The sequence below is a fragment of the Exiguobacterium indicum HHS 31 genome (genome assembly GCF_001939065.1).
Classification (GTDB): Bacteria; Bacillota; Bacilli; order Exiguobacteriales; family Exiguobacteriaceae; genus Exiguobacterium_A; species Exiguobacterium_A indicum.
On record NZ_MPSZ01000001.1, the window covers coordinates 177,390 to 192,006 of the forward strand.

General features: G+C 44.8%; 13 protein-coding genes. 9 read left to right on the forward strand and 4 right to left on the reverse strand.

What is annotated here, in order from left to right:
* The first annotated feature begins 31 nt into the window (after positions 1-31).
* The 4 genes from rpoD to N179_RS00915 all read left to right on the forward strand — a co-directional run bounded on the left by rpoD (position 32) and on the right by N179_RS00915 (position 3,561).
* Positions 32-1,117 (forward strand): RNA polymerase sigma factor RpoD, encoded by a 1,086-nt coding sequence (gene rpoD / locus N179_RS00900; protein WP_023467512.1) that lies wholly within the window; start codon positions 32-34, stop codon positions 1,115-1,117.
* A gap of 153 nt (positions 1,118-1,270) precedes the next feature.
* Entirely contained in the window at positions 1,271-1,612 is a 342-nt protein-coding gene (gene cccA, locus N179_RS00905) for a cytochrome c550 (protein WP_023467513.1), read from the forward strand.
* Between the two features lie 117 nt (positions 1,613-1,729).
* Positions 1,730-2,449, forward strand: a complete 720-nt coding sequence (locus tag N179_RS00910; RefSeq protein WP_326937793.1) for a tRNA (adenine(22)-N(1))-methyltransferase — start codon at positions 1,730-1,732, stop codon at positions 2,447-2,449.
* On the forward strand, positions 2,449-3,561 hold the full coding sequence (locus tag N179_RS00915; protein WP_075642016.1) for a Nif3-like dinuclear metal center hexameric protein: 1,113 nt from the start codon (positions 2,449-2,451) through the stop codon (positions 3,559-3,561). Before N179_RS00910 ends, N179_RS00915 begins: the two co-directional genes overlap by 1 nt.
* A gap of 83 nt (positions 3,562-3,644) precedes the next feature.
* On the opposite strand, the gene N179_RS00920 is transcribed toward N179_RS00915, so the two are convergent.
* The gene (locus N179_RS00920) at positions 3,645-4,592 is read right to left on the reverse strand and encodes a 4-hydroxy-3-methylbut-2-enyl diphosphate reductase (RefSeq protein ID WP_023467517.1); all 948 of its coding nucleotides are present in this window, start codon (positions 4,590-4,592) and stop codon (positions 3,645-3,647) included.
* 144 nt (positions 4,593-4,736) lie between these two features.
* Here N179_RS00920 and N179_RS00925 point away from each other — a divergent pair, with 144 nt between their 5' ends.
* From N179_RS00925 to N179_RS00945, 5 genes are all read left to right on the forward strand, one after another.
* Positions 4,737-6,500: a sensor histidine kinase gene (locus N179_RS00925; protein WP_075642017.1), complete on the forward strand. Its 1,764-nt coding sequence runs from the start codon at positions 4,737-4,739 to the stop codon at positions 6,498-6,500.
* Positions 6,497-7,450 carry a sugar ABC transporter substrate-binding protein gene (locus tag N179_RS00930; protein ID WP_035398353.1) on the forward strand — a complete coding sequence of 318 codons (954 nt, stop codon included), beginning with the start codon at positions 6,497-6,499 and terminating at the stop codon, positions 7,448-7,450. The genes N179_RS00925 and N179_RS00930 overlap by 4 nt, the downstream gene beginning before the upstream one ends.
* A 47-nt stretch (positions 7,451-7,497) precedes the next feature.
* On the forward strand, positions 7,498-8,850 hold the full coding sequence (locus N179_RS00935) for a DEAD/DEAH box helicase (RefSeq protein ID WP_023467520.1): 1,353 nt from the start codon (positions 7,498-7,500) through the stop codon (positions 8,848-8,850).
* 98 nt (positions 8,851-8,948) lie between these two features.
* The gene (locus N179_RS00940) at positions 8,949-9,851 is read left to right on the forward strand and encodes a deoxyribonuclease IV (protein ID WP_058712880.1); all 903 of its coding nucleotides are present in this window, start codon (positions 8,949-8,951) and stop codon (positions 9,849-9,851) included.
* A 20-nt stretch (positions 9,852-9,871) separates the two neighbouring features.
* A complete protein-coding gene (locus tag N179_RS00945; protein WP_058712879.1) occupies positions 9,872-10,489 on the forward strand; it encodes a hypothetical protein in 618 nt (205 codons plus the stop codon).
* Positions 10,490-10,609: 120 nt separating this feature from the next.
* Here N179_RS00945 and N179_RS00950 read toward each other — a convergent pair whose 3' ends face one another.
* The 3 genes from N179_RS00950 to N179_RS00960 form a co-directional block, all read right to left on the reverse strand.
* Positions 10,610-10,780: a XapX domain-containing protein gene (locus tag N179_RS00950; protein WP_023467523.1), complete on the reverse strand. Its 171-nt coding sequence runs from the start codon at positions 10,778-10,780 to the stop codon at positions 10,610-10,612.
* A gap of 65 nt (positions 10,781-10,845) precedes the next feature.
* Positions 10,846-12,999: an RNA degradosome polyphosphate kinase gene (locus tag N179_RS00955; RefSeq protein WP_075642018.1), complete on the reverse strand. Its 2,154-nt coding sequence runs from the start codon at positions 12,997-12,999 to the stop codon at positions 10,846-10,848.
* Complete coding sequence (locus N179_RS00960) at positions 12,996-14,534, reverse strand: Ppx/GppA family phosphatase (protein ID WP_075642019.1); 1,539 nt, start codon at positions 14,532-14,534, stop codon at positions 12,996-12,998. Before N179_RS00960 ends, N179_RS00955 begins: the two co-directional genes overlap by 4 nt.
* Positions 14,535-14,617 lie beyond the last annotated feature (83 nt).

The window sequence follows — 14,617 nt, forward strand, 5'->3', positions numbered from 1 at the left end:
GCTGCATGATGTGGAAGGAGTGTATGGTTCGATGGCAGAAAAAGCAAGATCAGAAGCTGAATTACTCCGTCTCGCGAAAGAGGAACTCATCGCGCTCGGACATAAAAATGGTGAATTGTCACACCAAAAGATCGAAGACAAACTAAGTTCGTTCGAATCAATGGATGCTCAGCAATTCGAGGAATTCCTTCAATTGCTTGAAACAGAAGGTATCAAGGTCAACAATGACGGTACAGGGGACGAAAAAGAAGAGGCGGATCTAAACGATTTGTCTGTTCCTCCTGGTGTCAAGATCAATGACCCTGTCCGGATGTATTTAAAAGAAATTGGTCGCGTTGATTTGTTAAATGCAGAAGATGAAGTCGAACTTGCTAAACGAATCGAACAAAACGATGAAGAAGCAAAAAAACGATTGGCGGAAGCAAACTTACGTCTCGTCGTTTCGATTGCGAAGCGTTATGTCGGACGCGGTATGTTGTTCCTTGATTTGATTCAAGAAGGCAACATGGGTCTGATCAAAGCGGTCGAGAAATTCGACTATACGAAGGGATATAAATTCTCGACGTATGCAACATGGTGGATTCGTCAGGCAATCACACGTGCGATTGCTGACCAAGCGCGGACAATCCGAATTCCGGTTCACATGGTTGAGACGATCAATAAATTGATTCGTGTCCAGCGTCAACTCTTGCAAGATCTCGGACGTGAACCATCACCGGAAGAGATTTCAAAAGAGATGGAAATCACGCCAGAAAAAGTCCGTGAAATCCTGAAGATTGCGCAAGAGCCGGTTTCTCTTGAAACTCCAATCGGGGAAGAGGATGATTCACATCTCGGAGATTTCATCGAGGACCAAGATGCGACAGCACCACAAGATGCTGCAGCATACGAACTCTTGAAAGAACAACTCGAAGATGTGTTAGATACACTGACGGATCGTGAAGAAAACGTCCTCCGTCTTCGTTTTGGTCTTGACGATGGTCGGACACGGACACTTGAAGAAGTCGGGAAAGTATTTGGCGTTACACGTGAACGAATTCGTCAAATCGAAGCAAAAGCACTTCGGAAATTACGTCATCCGAGTCGTTCGAAACGCCTGAAAGATTTCCTCGATTAATTCAAAGTGTGAAGAATATATGAAATTTTAGTGGGAAGGAAGAAAAAAGTTTCGTTTTTTTCTTCCTTCCCTGTTTTTTTTACAGTAGAATAGTAACGGGGAATACCATTCAGTCACCAACTTGGTTGGGTATAGAATATGGGGGGAATCCAAATGCGTAATCCATTAGTACCGTTCGCGGCGATCGCAGTCATCGCCATCATCGCTATGATTTCATTGTCTTACTTTGGGGTCGATCAGGTGAAGGAAGCTCGCAAAGGGCCGTCAACTGCAGAAATGAAGCCAGAAGACTTGTTTGCATCTAAAGGATGTACAGGATGTCACGGTGGAAACTTAGAAGGCGGAACAGGTCCGAACTTAACAAAGATCGGCGCGAAGCTGAAAGAAGATGAAATTAAGAACATCGCAATGAACGGTAAAGGGCAAATGCCTGGCGGTCTTGCGAATGACGAAGAAGCAGCTGTTCTAGCCAAATGGTTAGCTGCTAAGAAATAAGAACAAGGGCATCTATCTCGTTACGAGATGGATGTTTTTTTGTGGTGTATGGTATCTTTTTTAGCGTAAATCCGCTATTTTTAAAAGAGAGTTTTTCGGAAAATAGGAAGGATGAAGATGATGCAAATGAACGTCGTATTGGATCAACGACTCCAAAAAGTCGTGTCGTATATTCCACAAGGAGCTATCCTCGCAGATATTGGATCTGATCATGCATTCGTACCATGTTTTTGTATCCAGCAACAGAAAATCGAACGCGCGATCGCGGGAGAGGTAAACGAAGGACCGATGGAAGCGGCAAAAGGACAAGTGGCGCTTGTCGGGCTCGAGTCACAAATCGATGTCCGCCTTGGAAGTGGACTATCGGTTTTAAAGCCGGGCGAAGCAACAGCGATTACGATTGCAGGAATGGGCGGAACACTGATTGCCTCAATCCTTGAAGAAGGCAAAGATCGGCTGTCGGGGGAGGAACGTTTGATCCTTCAACCAAATGTTGATGCAGTTGATGTTCGGAAGTGGTTGCTGACGAATTCATATGCGTTATTGTCTGAAGCCATCGTCGAGGAGAACGGAAAGATCTATGAAATTCTCGTTGCAGAACGTGGAGATGAAACACTTTACTCAGAGGACGAAACAACACGTCAGTGGGAATTGTTCTTTGGACCACAGTTAATGCGGGAACGTGCACCAGAATTCATTGAAAAATGGCAGATTGAAAAACAAAAGCGAGAGTATATCCTAGCTCAGATGAAACAAGGACAAGCAACGGAGGTTTTATCTGAAAAAATCGAAGCCATCGAACGATTGATTCAAAAGATGGAAGAGGTGACGAACTAATGGCGAATGGGAACCATGTCATTGAGCAGTTTGAAGCATTTGCTCCGAAAAAATTTGCACTCGAAGGTGATCCGATTGGTCTACAAATCGGAACATTGAACAAGGACGTCAAACGTGTGCTCGTGACACTTGATGTCTTGGAGTCTGTCGTCGATGAAGCGATTGAAAAGAAGGTCGATCTCATCATTGCGCATCATCCCCCGATTTTTAGTAAGTTAGCAAATGTGACGGATCGTTCTGCAACAGGACGGATCGTCACAAAATGTATCAAACACGATATTGCGGTGTATGCTGCGCATACAAACCTTGACGTAACACCAGGCGGGGTCAATGACTGGATGGCAGATGCACTTGGTCTTGAGTCTTGTGAAGTACTAGCACCGACGTTTGAAAACACGCAATATAAACTAAGTGTCTTCGTACCGACTGAGGCTGTAGAGCGCGTTTCAACAGCCCTTGCACAAGCGGGGGCAGGAAAGGAAGGCGACTACAGTGATTGTCAATTCCACGTCGAGGGAACGGGTCAATTCCGACCGTTGACGGAAGCTACCCCGTATATCGGTGAAGCAGGGCGACTCGAACGCGTTTCAGAAGTTCGAATCGAGACGATCGTCACGGAACTGAATCAGAAACAAGTCATTCGAGCGATGAAACAGGCTCATCCATATGAGGAAGTCGCCTATGATCTCATTCGTCAAGAACGCCCGGCAACATCACTTGGTCTTGGACGGATTGGTCGGTTACCGGAAGCAATGACGTTACGGGAATTTGCAGAGCATGTTCGCGATGCGTTTGGTGTACAAAACTTACGCTTCGTCGGAGACGAATCACGCCACATCCAAAAAGTTGCAGTCCTTGGTGGTGACGGCAATAAGTACGTCTCGACTGCAGCATTTGCGGGAGCAGATGTCCTAGTGACAGGCGATCTCTATTTCCATGTGGCGCATGATGCGATGGCACTTGGACTAGCAGTCGTCGATCCAGGACATCATGTGGAGTCGGTCATGAAAGAAGGCGTCGTCAACGAATTAAGCAAACGATTCAAAGAGAAGAAGATAGATGTGGAACTCATCGTCTCGACAGCCAATACGAATCCCTTTCATTTTTTGTGATATGTAAAGTAAAAAATGAGATAAAACACCGGACGGCGATGATTCGCTGTCCGGTGTTTGTTATTACTTCTATCATATTCAGGTTAAAGGATTTTTACTTTTGGTAAAATCCGTCGTAGTTCAAGGAATGGTGTCTTGTCATGTGTACTGATGTCTGATGGATCATATTGCTGTAAGAAATCAATGACCTTTTTCGTGATTGGTGTTGGTGTTGATGCACCTGATGTGACACCAACTTGCTGTACACCTTTAAGCCATGATAGATCGAGTTCTGTTAAATCACCAATCCGATGCGCTGGAGTTCCTGCGATATCGAATGATACTTGTGCCAATCGGTTCGAGTTGTTAGAACGTGGATCACCGACGACGATGACAAGGTCACAATCTCCTGCTTGATCAGCCACCGCTTCTTGCCGGACTTGTGTTGCGTTACAGATTTCATTGTGTACTTCTACATGCGGATACTTTTTACGCACGTGTTCCATCAAAGCTTGGACATCCCATTGGCTCATCGTCGTCTGATTCGTGACGATGATTTTTTTATGAGCGAGCTGAGGCGGGAGTTCATCGATATCTTCGACTTTTTCGATGAGGTGCACATGCTCTGGTGCTACACCGACTGCACCTTCAGGTTCCGGGTGTCCATGTTTGCCGACGTAGATGACTTCATAATCATCCGCGACGACTTGTCGAATCAAATCGTGTGTACGCGTCACGTCAGGACATGTTGCATCGACGACGTGCAGATTTTTTTCGGCGGCGCGTGCATAAACAGCAGGCGAAATACCATGCGCTGTAAAAATGACAGTTCCTTCTTGAATCGTCTCAAGTGCTTCGAGGCGATCGGGACCATCGACTGTGATGACACCCATACTTTCGAATTCACGTGTGACATGAGCATTGTGAACGATCATACCAAGAATATGAATCGGGCGTGGCAAGTCTTTATTCAATGCCGCTTGTTGTGCAAGTTTCATTGCATCGACGACACCGTAACAATAGCCGCGGGGGCTGATTTTTTTTACTAGCATAGTTGTAGATTCTCCCTTTGTGAAAAAGAATGATTAGTTAGAGTGTACCATTGTTTAGACGGGAATGAAAATAGAGGAGTCTGTTTCAGAAACAGAACATGGTATACTAATGAAGTTGCAATTATTTAATAAGGGGGCGAAAGGGTGGAGTCTAAGAAAATGATGCGGTCGTATTTTTTTCAAATCACCGCCATCTTATTCATCCTGTTATGTCTTGTCATTTCAGCGCTTGCCTTTACTGCGGATCGAGTCACGATTTCACGAGTCGAACAGCAAACGGAAAAGCAGAGTGAGAAAAGTGTCGAAGTTTCTGGAAACGCGATCCGTGATAACATTGGGAATTTACATGAGGAAATCATGAGTTTGCAGTTAAACGTCGAAAATCCTGATAAGCTAAGTCGAAAAATTGAAGAATCAAATCTTCTTGATATTGATACTGGATTTAAAAGTCTTTTTTATTTTGACAGAAAGACGAAACAGATTACTTGGTTCTCAAGTGAAGATCGTCGCGTACCAGATAGTACGATAGTAAAGGATGATGATTTTCTACAAACTCTGACAAGTGCGGATTTTCATATGAGTAAGCTGTACTCAATGGAATCAGATGCCGTCACATATATGTTCGTGCCAGTTCGAGATGGTAACGAACGTGTAGGTGTGTTTGGTGGTGGACTAAGTGCGATGAATTCAATCATTTTCCGGAAATCATTAGAATCTTTTGATGATCAAACGATTGCCTATTTATTTAATAGTAAAAAAGAATTGCTAGCAACGTCGAGTAATCTTGTGACAGACGAAGAACGACTATTGTCGAGAAGTGTGATCGATCGTGCATTTCAATCCGTCGAACCATCTGAAATCTTTAGTACGAATCAAGATATGTATTACTTTGCAAAAGATTTAAAGGTGACGGATTGGAAAATTCTCGTTCGAACGCCGCGAAACGTTTTTTATGAACCTGTCTACACGACACGGCAGCAGTATTTGATCATCGCCGCTTTGACGCTCGTCCTTAGTCTGATTGTTGGCTATTTAATGTCACGACAATTGACATCTCCTTTACTTGAGCTTGTTCATAAAATTGAGAAAAGTAGTTCCCCGAAACCGATCGTCCTTGAACGTGCCGGATCAAACGAAGTGAAGACATTGGTCGCTGCTTATAATGAATACTCACAGCGAATGGAACATGCGCGACTTGAGCAGTTAAGTCAACAGCAAACCATGTTGCAGCAAGAGAAGCTAGCGTCACTTGGTCAATTAGCGGCGGGCATTGCTCATGAGATACGTAATCCATTAACACCAGTCAAAATGACCTTACAGTTATTAGCCGCAGAAAAGGATCGAGATACAGAGATGTTGATGTTAGCTTTATCTGAGCTTGATCGAGCGAACGGCATGATTCAGACGATGCTTGATTTATCCAAAGGCGAGAACAATGCGCTTCAAAAAACGACGATTGATATGAATGATTTAATGAAGAAGCTGACATATATCTTAGAAGCGGAAGCTCATCTTTACGAAGCGGATTGTAAAATTTATACACCTTCCTTTATGCCAAAGATTCATGCATCAGAAGAGGGGATTTTGCAGATTTTAGCAAACTGTGTTCGAAATGCCCTTCAAGCTGTCGCGTTTAAAGGGCCAGATGGGATTTGTCATTTGCATGTGCATATCTATCCGGAAGAGGTTGTCTTCATCATCCAAGATAATGGTGTCGGAATGGACGGTGATCAGATTGATCATGTTGGTCAAGCATTCAAGACGTCAAAAGTGGATGGAAATGGTCTTGGACTGTTCATGTCAAAACAAATCGTACGCGATCACAAAGGGAAGATGATTTTTGACAGTAAACCTGGAGTTGGCACAACGATTCAAGTTCACTTACCTCGAAAGGAGCAAACGGAATGAAATTCAATAAAGCGTGGCTATTCGTCTTAGTCATTTGGATATCATCCGTTCTTCTTATATCCAATATGTTCGTGAATACGGATTCGAATCCGCGTCGTCATCTCATCGGTTTTACGATCGTCAATGATAAACATGAATTTGCGCAGCGGCTCGTTGATGCGTTCAAGACACAAGCGAAACTGAATAAATATGAAGCAGTCGTCGCGACGTCGCATAATTCACGCATTAATGAAAGAGAGCAGATTGAAGAATTCATTCGAATGAAAGTGGATGCAATTTTCGTTACCACACTCGACGATGTTTACATCGCTGAATCTTTAGAAAAAGCTGCCAAAGAAGATATCCCTGTTTTTGCGATCGATCGATTGATTCGCTCCGATGCAGTCGTCAGTTCGATTACCTCAAATAATCAATTGATTGGTGAACAACTTGCATCATTCATCAAACACGAACGCATCAAGCAGACGGGACGAGCCACCGCTAATATCATTGAAGTCGCAGGTACGGCAAACGTCAACACGACGAATGAACGACACCGGGGATTTTTGACTGGTCTTGAGCGGGAGTCGGATCTGAAAATCGTCGAATCCGTGAATGGAGATTACGACCCCGTCACTTCAGAACAGGTCATGACACAGGTGATTGAGTCGGGAATTCCGTTTGATGCAGTCTATTGTCACAATGACGATATCGCGCTAGGTGTCCTCGAAGCATTGAAAAAAGCAGGGATCAAAGGAAAAATAATTGTCGGCATAGACGGGAATCGTGCTATATTAGAAGCTGTTGACATGAAATCGATGGATGCGACGGTCGTCCAGAGTGCTGATGAGATGATGAAAGTCGCCTTCAGTGCATTGAAGCTTCATACGAAAAACAAAAAGATTCCAACTCGTTTTTATACGTACTCCTATCTGTATGACGGTAGTAGACCCATAACCATGTTGAACTAATCGAGAGGCAGAAGCCTCAGCAAATAAGGAAAGGACGGTGTCAATTCATGAATGGATTCAGCCATTATCAATTACACCCGTTCGTCATCGAAGCACTCGATGACGCCCGCATCACAAAACCGACCGACATTCAGTCGCGGATCATCCCAGCTGCAGTAAAGGGACGCGATATCATCGGTCAATCACAAACAGGAACAGGAAAAACGTTATCGTTCCTTCTTCCAATCGTTCAAAACGTCGATCCAAAGCTTCAAGAATTACAAGCCATCATCGTTGCTCCAACGCGCGAACTTGCATGGCAAATTCATGAAGAACTGAAATCGTTACTCGTGAAGGAACCAGACTTCATCAAGACGAGTCTTATTACAGGTGGAATGGATCGCGAACGTCAAATCGGTCGTGTGAAAGTCTCGCCCCAAATCGTCATCGGAACACCAGGACGTATTTTAGACCTATTCAAAGAACAGGCTTTAAAACCGCATTTCGTGAAGCACTATGTCATCGATGAAGCGGATCAAATGCTCGACATGGGCTTCTTGCCAGAAGTTGACCGGATTGCGCAAGCTCTTCCAGAACAGCTTCAGATGATGGTCTTCTCAGCAACGATTCCTGAGAAATTGCAACCGTTCTTGAAAAAATATATGAATAACCCGCGTTATGCGCATGTGGATCCAAAACAACAGACAGCGAAGAAAATCGTTCACCATACGATTCCGGTCAAACATCGTGAGCGCTCACAATTGACGTTGAAAGTCGCGAAAGCGTTAAACCCTTATATCTGTTTAATTTTTACGAATACAAAAGCAGAAGCAATCGAAGTCGAAGCTTTGTTCCTAGAAGCAGGACTGAACGTTGGTTCTCTTCACGGAGATCTTCCAGCACGTCGCCGTAAGCAAGCCATCAAAGAAATCAACGATGCGAAGTATCAATATGTCATCGTGACGGATCTTGCTGCACGCGGAATTGATATTTCAGGTGTCTCGCACGTCATTAACCACGGCATTCCAAAAGATTTAGACTTCTACGTCCACCGTGTCGGTCGGACAGGTCGTGTCGATCAAGATGGATTGGCATATACACTGTTTGAAGATCACGAGAACGGCATGATCAATCGTTTAGAGGACCGTGGCATTCAATTCACAAACGTTGATGTCAAAGGAACTCAAATCGTCGAAGTTAAAGAACGTCGCCGTGCGAAGCCGCACATGAAGACTGCCGTCTCGAAGACAGCACATAGCCGTCTTTCAGGTGAAGCAGCAAAAGCGAAAAAACGTGTTAAACCAGGTTATAAGAAGAAACATCAATACAAGCTGAAAGAAACAGCAAAACGTGAACGCATCAAAGAACAACGTGGTGTCGGTCGCGCGCAACGTAAAGAAAACGCACGCAAATCAAAATAATTCCATTGATGACACCCGTGAAATGAAAAAACATTTTTCGGGTGTCTTGTCGTTTTCAAGATTTGGTACACTGTAAAAAGAGAAAGGTGGAAAAGAACATGAAAATAGGTTCACACGTCTCCGTTTCGGGGAAAAAAATGCTGTTAGGTGCAAGTGAGGAAGCGGCATCTTACGGTGCAACGACGATGATGGTCTATACAGGAGCACCTCAAAATACACGCCGTAAGCCGATGGAAGAGTTACGGATTCAAGAAGCATTGCAACATATGAGCGCTAATGGAATAGAGGAAATCGTCGTGCATGCGCCGTATATCATCAACTTAGGGAATACGACGAAACCCGAGACATTCGAACTCGCCGTTTCGTTTTTAGCAGCAGAAATTAAACGAGCAGAAGCGCTTGAAAAGGCGCAACACATCGTATTACATCCTGGTGCGCATGTAGGTGCTGGGGAAGAAATCGGAATCAAACGGATTGTCGAAGGACTCAATGAAGTACTGACAGGTGACGAACAGGTCAAGATCGCGCTTGAGACGATGGCTGGAAAAGGATCGGAAATCGGAAAAACTTTTGAGGAACTTGCTCAAATCATCGAAGGCGTCACACATCATGATCGTCTGTCCGTCTGTCTCGATACATGTCACGTGCATGATGCGGGATACGATATCGTGCACGACTTAGATGGTGTTCTTGAACAATTCGACCGGATCGTGGGACTGGATCGTCTTGGTGTCATCCATGTGAATGACTCAAAGAATATCCGTGGTGCTCGAAAGGACCGTCATGAAAATATTGGTTTTGGTGAGATTGGATTTGATGCCTTACATCGTGTCGTGCATCATCCTGCTCTGGCACATTTACCGAAAATCTTAGAGACGCCATACATTGGTCTCGATCCAAAGAAAAAAGTGGCACCGTATAAACAAGAAATCGATATGTTACGTTCGGGTGCGTTTGATGCAGACTGGCGTCTACCGATTCTAGGAGCACCAGTCGAATAACTCATAAAGGGGTGTCTGTGATGTGTCATATACTCGTCGTTGATGAGACTAGTTTTGCGATACGACAAGCTGTTGTCCACTACTATGAAACAAAGGAACCGTTTTATTTGCCGGCAGAACTGGTAGAGGGAGAAGAGGTGTTTCTTGCGACGACTGACGGTATCATGGCGTATGCTGAAGCCTTGTTCACCGAGTATACGACACGTCCAGAAGATCCATTTTGGTTGACGAATGCTGACGACTCAGAAGGGTCATATGTGTGCCTTGATCTCATCAGTGTGGATTTACGTCATCCCTTACTTGGACGACCACTCGATCAACTTGGTCTTAAAACTGGACCGGTCGAAGGAGTGTTTCGCACGCGTCTGCTCGATTCATGGCAGTATGGGTATTTCGAAACGGATGTACTGACACTCGAACAATCTAAACAACGTCGAATCGAGCGCTTCAAGGAGCGAAATCATCTGGAACAAGTCGCGCGTCAATGTATGCATTGTGAGGAGTCTAGGCAGTCGTTACTGGAATGGCATTTGACACCAGAAGGATATCAGACCGTTTGCCCGACCTGTCACCGATGGTTACATCAACAGATGCTTCATGCGGTGGATACGGCAGCAGCAACGGAAGAGAGTGAGTAAAATCTTTTCCTATTCAAGCAGAGCTCCCACGATCGACATTTAATCATTAAACCTTAAAAAGAATCAAAAAAACAGTTCTCTTTTCTGCGCTGGCAGCAAAGAGAACTGTTTTTGTTTGGATTAGAAAAAGCGTTCTACTAAAAATAGATAGATTTTCATCCCAAGGAAGACACCGAAGATTCCGACGACGGCTGGAAAAACAGGTGGAGCAGGAATCGGCAGTTTCAGTGCGGTGAACACAACGCCGCAGATGACGCCGGCGAGAAGGGATAATAAGATTTGCTGAAGCATACATTTCGTCCTTTCTGCTGTAAATCAGCATTTGAAGTAGAGTACGTGGTAAAACATGACCAACATCATGTAGCATTTTGATCAAGAATGACTTTGTCCTCTTTCTTTTCAATCGTGATCCACTTGTGTGTCAATGGAGCTGTAAAACTAGGTTTTTGTTTTAGTTTGCCGCTCGTATAGTCTTGAATCAGCAGCTGGGATTCACAGCTCTGTTTTCCGTCTTTGACGTAATGATAGGATCCATCGGCTGCCTGCTCACGCGACTTTACATTATCAGCAAGTGCGAGGGCGAGACAATCCTTTAAATACTCCTTATGTTCTTCGTCCATGATCGGGAACAAGATTTCAATCCGTTTTCGCATGTTGCGTGTCATCCAGTCCGCGCTTGACCCATACATCAAATCCTGTCCATTGTGGTGGAAGTAGAAGATGCGTGAATGCTCCAAGTAACGGTCGACGATCGAGATGACGCGAATATTCTCCGAAACATCTGGAATGCCAGGACGCAGACAACAGACGCCCCGAACGATAAGTTCGACTTGGACACCGGCGCGCGATGCCTTGTAGAGCCGTAAAATGATGTCTTTTTCCGTTAAACTATTCATCTTAGCAACGATTCGACCATTTCCGTGTTTTTTATGATGATGAATCTCTTCATCGATTAATGACAGGAACTTCTCAAGCATCGCGTTCGGTGAAGTTTGGATAACGTTCCATTCCGGCTGTTCCCCGTACCCGGATAACCAATTGAAGAAGTTCGTCGCATCTTCGGCGATCTCTTCCCGAGCGGTTAATAATCCGACGTCCGTGTATAGTTTCGCCGTCGAATCATTATAGTTGCCGGTACCAAGGTGGACAAAACGCTGAATTTTGCCTTCGTGGAGTCGGACGACGAGCGTGATCTTCGAGTGTGTCTTTAAATCACTATATCCGTAGATGACATGGGCGCCGACCTTTTCTAGTTGCTTTGCCCATTCGATGTTTTTCGCCTCGTCGAATCGAGCCTTGAGTTCAACGAGGACGGTGACCTGTTTCCCGTTTTCGGCAGCCGTTTTTAAGGCCTTGATGATCGGTGAATCACCAGATACGCGATAAAGTGTTTGTTTGATGGCAAGGACGTTCGGATCATTTGCCGCTTGGACGATGAACCGGACGATAGGATCAAACGTATGATACGGATGATGCAAGAGATAATCGCGTTCGAGTAATTGATTGAACAGATTTTTTGAACTATCGAGTGCTGGTGGGTCGACTGGCATGATCGTCTGATAAATCAAATGATCATATTCAATACCGATTTGACTGTAAAAGGCAAAGGAGAACGTTAAATCAATCGGACCATCCACGGCAAAGATGTCGCGTTCCTGTAAATCAAGTACATCGCGCAACATGTTGAGCAGTTCGGTATTGATGGCAGCTTTTTGAACTTCGAGTCGAATCGCGACTCCCCAACGCCGCTTTTTTAATTCTTTCTCAATCAGCTTTAATAAGTCATGCGTACCTTCCTCGTGAAACGGAAGGTCGGCATTACGCGTAATTCGAAACGGCATCGCAGACAACACACGATAGCCTTTGAATAGACTATCGATGAAGGCGATGATGACGTCTTCGAGTAAGATGACAGCGGTCGTCTCATCATCTTCTACCGGTAAATCGACGAATCGTGGCAAGACAGCAGGTACTTGTACGAGCGCCAAATTCCGTTTTGTCCCGTCTTCTGCCTCGAGTACCGTCGCGATGTTGAGTGACTTTGACGAGAGCATCGGGAATGGACGATAGGCATCGACGGCGACAGGCGTGAGTACCGGAAAGACTTGTTCACGGAAAAAGGATTTTACATAGGTCGTCTGATCCGAAGTCAGGGCATCATATTTTAAGAATGTAATGCCTTCATCGGATAACGTCTGATTGATTGCTTGAAATGCTTCGTATTGCCGATCGACTAACTCTTTTGTTTTCGCTGCGATCGCACGTAACTGTTGTTTGGGTGTCATCTGTTGTTTATTTTCTGGTTTATTGAACCCGGCGAGTACTTCATCCTTTAAACCACCGACTCGTACCATATAGAACTCGTCTAGATTGGAACTAAAGATACCGAGAAACTTAAAACGTTCCATTAGCGGATTGCGTGTGTCAAACGCTTCATCCAGCACACGTTTGTTGAACTGGAGCCAGCTGAGCTCACGATTATTGAAATGTTCCGGTATGTCGAGCTTCATGAAGGAAGATCTCCTTTCGTTTCGAAGGTAATCGTACAATCAATGATTCGTTCCAGGTGTTTCTTTTGTTTTTCCGCTTTTTCGACTTCGAATCCATAATCATGATCCCCTGTATCGAGGACGAATTGGAGTTGATCCTTTTGAAGGAATAGCTCCAAATGATCGACAGCTTTTCGCTCCGTCACGTCGAGCGCATGACTTAATTTGAGGAGAGAACCAAGTAGATCAAAGCGATCCAGCGATTTTTCCGTAAACCAGTCCTTGAAAGGTTTCGCAAGCTGGTTCATCCGTTTGGCAGAAGAATAGGAACTAACGAGCGAGAGAGCAACGCGATCCTTGTGCGTCATGCCATTCAATTCGGTATTCGTCAACAGGTAGAACGTCTGGTCCGATCGTGTATCTGGATTAATGTATTGTCCACAATAAAATAAGCGACTTGCTGAATCGAGCAGTCGTAGATCAGACGCGCGTTCTGAAATCAAGTCGAGCGTGACGAGCTGCCGGTACATCGATTTGGCGAGAGTTCCAATATATGACGCACGATCTCGATTGACCTTATAGTCGCTTTCGAGCTGATAGAGACTTTGCTCACGTACGTTTTCAATCCGACGGTATGTTTCGTCCTGCACATCGAACTCGTAAACAAGACCTTCGCGAAGACCGAGATTACTCATGACGAATTCTTCCGCTTCGATGTGATGAGCTAACTCTTGAATCGCAATCAATGCCGGCAGGAAGATATCAATTCGATCCTTTGAGAGTCCTTCGATTTTCGATAGTTGTTTCGCCGACTTGCCTTCGAGATCGTCCACCATCTTCGCGAGTTCCTTCGCTTTGATTTGATATTGGTGAACACTTCGTAGGGGATAGTCCTGATTCGACTGATGGATCCGAACGAAATTTCGGGCAGAACCACCGACACCGATTAAAGGAAGCTTTTTATCACTCAGCCATGGAATCGATTCGAATTGCTCCCGTAGGAATTTCACCAATTTTTTCTTATCGCTGGTATTTAGTGTCTCGTCCGAAACGAATTGCCGTGTCAAAGTGACGGCACCAAATGGAAAGCTGTGATACGCCACCATTTCGCGATTTTCAATCAAGGTGACTTCCATGGAACCACCACCGATATCGACAGAAAAGCCATCAGTCAGGAAGGTCGAATTGATGATGGCAAAATAGCCATAGTATGCTTCTTGTTCATCTGTCAGAACCTGAATGGAAAAAGGCGTGTTTTCTGTAACGGATTCAACGATGGCATCTCGGTTCGTTGCATTACGGATGGCTGCTGTCGCGACACAGATTGTTTCTTCGACTTCATGGGTGACACCAACTTCATAAAAACGATGTAACGTTTCTTCGAGTAAGGCGATGCCTTCATCATCGAGTGCTCCATCCTCGTTGATGTGAGCAGATAACCGGGCGACGACTTTAATATTAATCTTCTCGATATAGCGACCAGAAGCGATCGGATGGAAGATGACATAACGAATCGAGTTGGAACCGATATCGATGACTGCAAGTTCTTGTTTCAAATGACTCCGACTCCTCTCTGCGATGCGTGCACTAAAAGAATTCCCTCTCTGAACAAGCCGGAAACAGCTAGCTTCTTTCTTTA

Excerpts from the sequence above, each read along its gene's own strand:
- rpoD (WP_023467512.1), top strand. The coding sequence starts at position 32 with ATGGCAGAAAAAGCAAGATCAGAAGCTGAATTACTCCGTCTCGCGAAA.
- cccA (WP_023467513.1), top strand. The coding sequence starts at position 1,271 with ATGCGTAATCCATTAGTACCGTTCGCGGCGATCGCAGTCATCGCCATC.
- N179_RS00910 (WP_326937793.1), top strand. The coding sequence starts at position 1,730 with ATGATGCAAATGAACGTCGTATTGGATCAACGACTCCAAAAAGTCGTG.
- N179_RS00915 (WP_075642016.1), top strand. The coding sequence starts at position 2,449 with ATGGCGAATGGGAACCATGTCATTGAGCAGTTTGAAGCATTTGCTCCG.
- N179_RS00920 (WP_023467517.1), bottom strand. The coding sequence starts at position 4,592 with ATGCTAGTAAAAAAAATCAGCCCCCGCGGCTATTGTTACGGTGTCGTC.
- N179_RS00930 (WP_035398353.1), top strand. The coding sequence starts at position 6,497 with ATGAAATTCAATAAAGCGTGGCTATTCGTCTTAGTCATTTGGATATCA.
- N179_RS00935 (WP_023467520.1), top strand. The coding sequence starts at position 7,498 with ATGAATGGATTCAGCCATTATCAATTACACCCGTTCGTCATCGAAGCA.
- N179_RS00940 (WP_058712880.1), top strand. The coding sequence starts at position 8,949 with ATGAAAATAGGTTCACACGTCTCCGTTTCGGGGAAAAAAATGCTGTTA.
- N179_RS00945 (WP_058712879.1), top strand. The coding sequence starts at position 9,872 with ATGTGTCATATACTCGTCGTTGATGAGACTAGTTTTGCGATACGACAA.
- N179_RS00950 (WP_023467523.1), bottom strand. The coding sequence starts at position 10,780 with ATGCTTCAGCAAATCTTATTATCCCTTCTCGCCGGCGTCATCTGCGGC.
- N179_RS00955 (WP_075642018.1), bottom strand. The coding sequence starts at position 12,999 with ATGAAGCTCGACATACCGGAACATTTCAATAATCGTGAGCTCAGCTGG.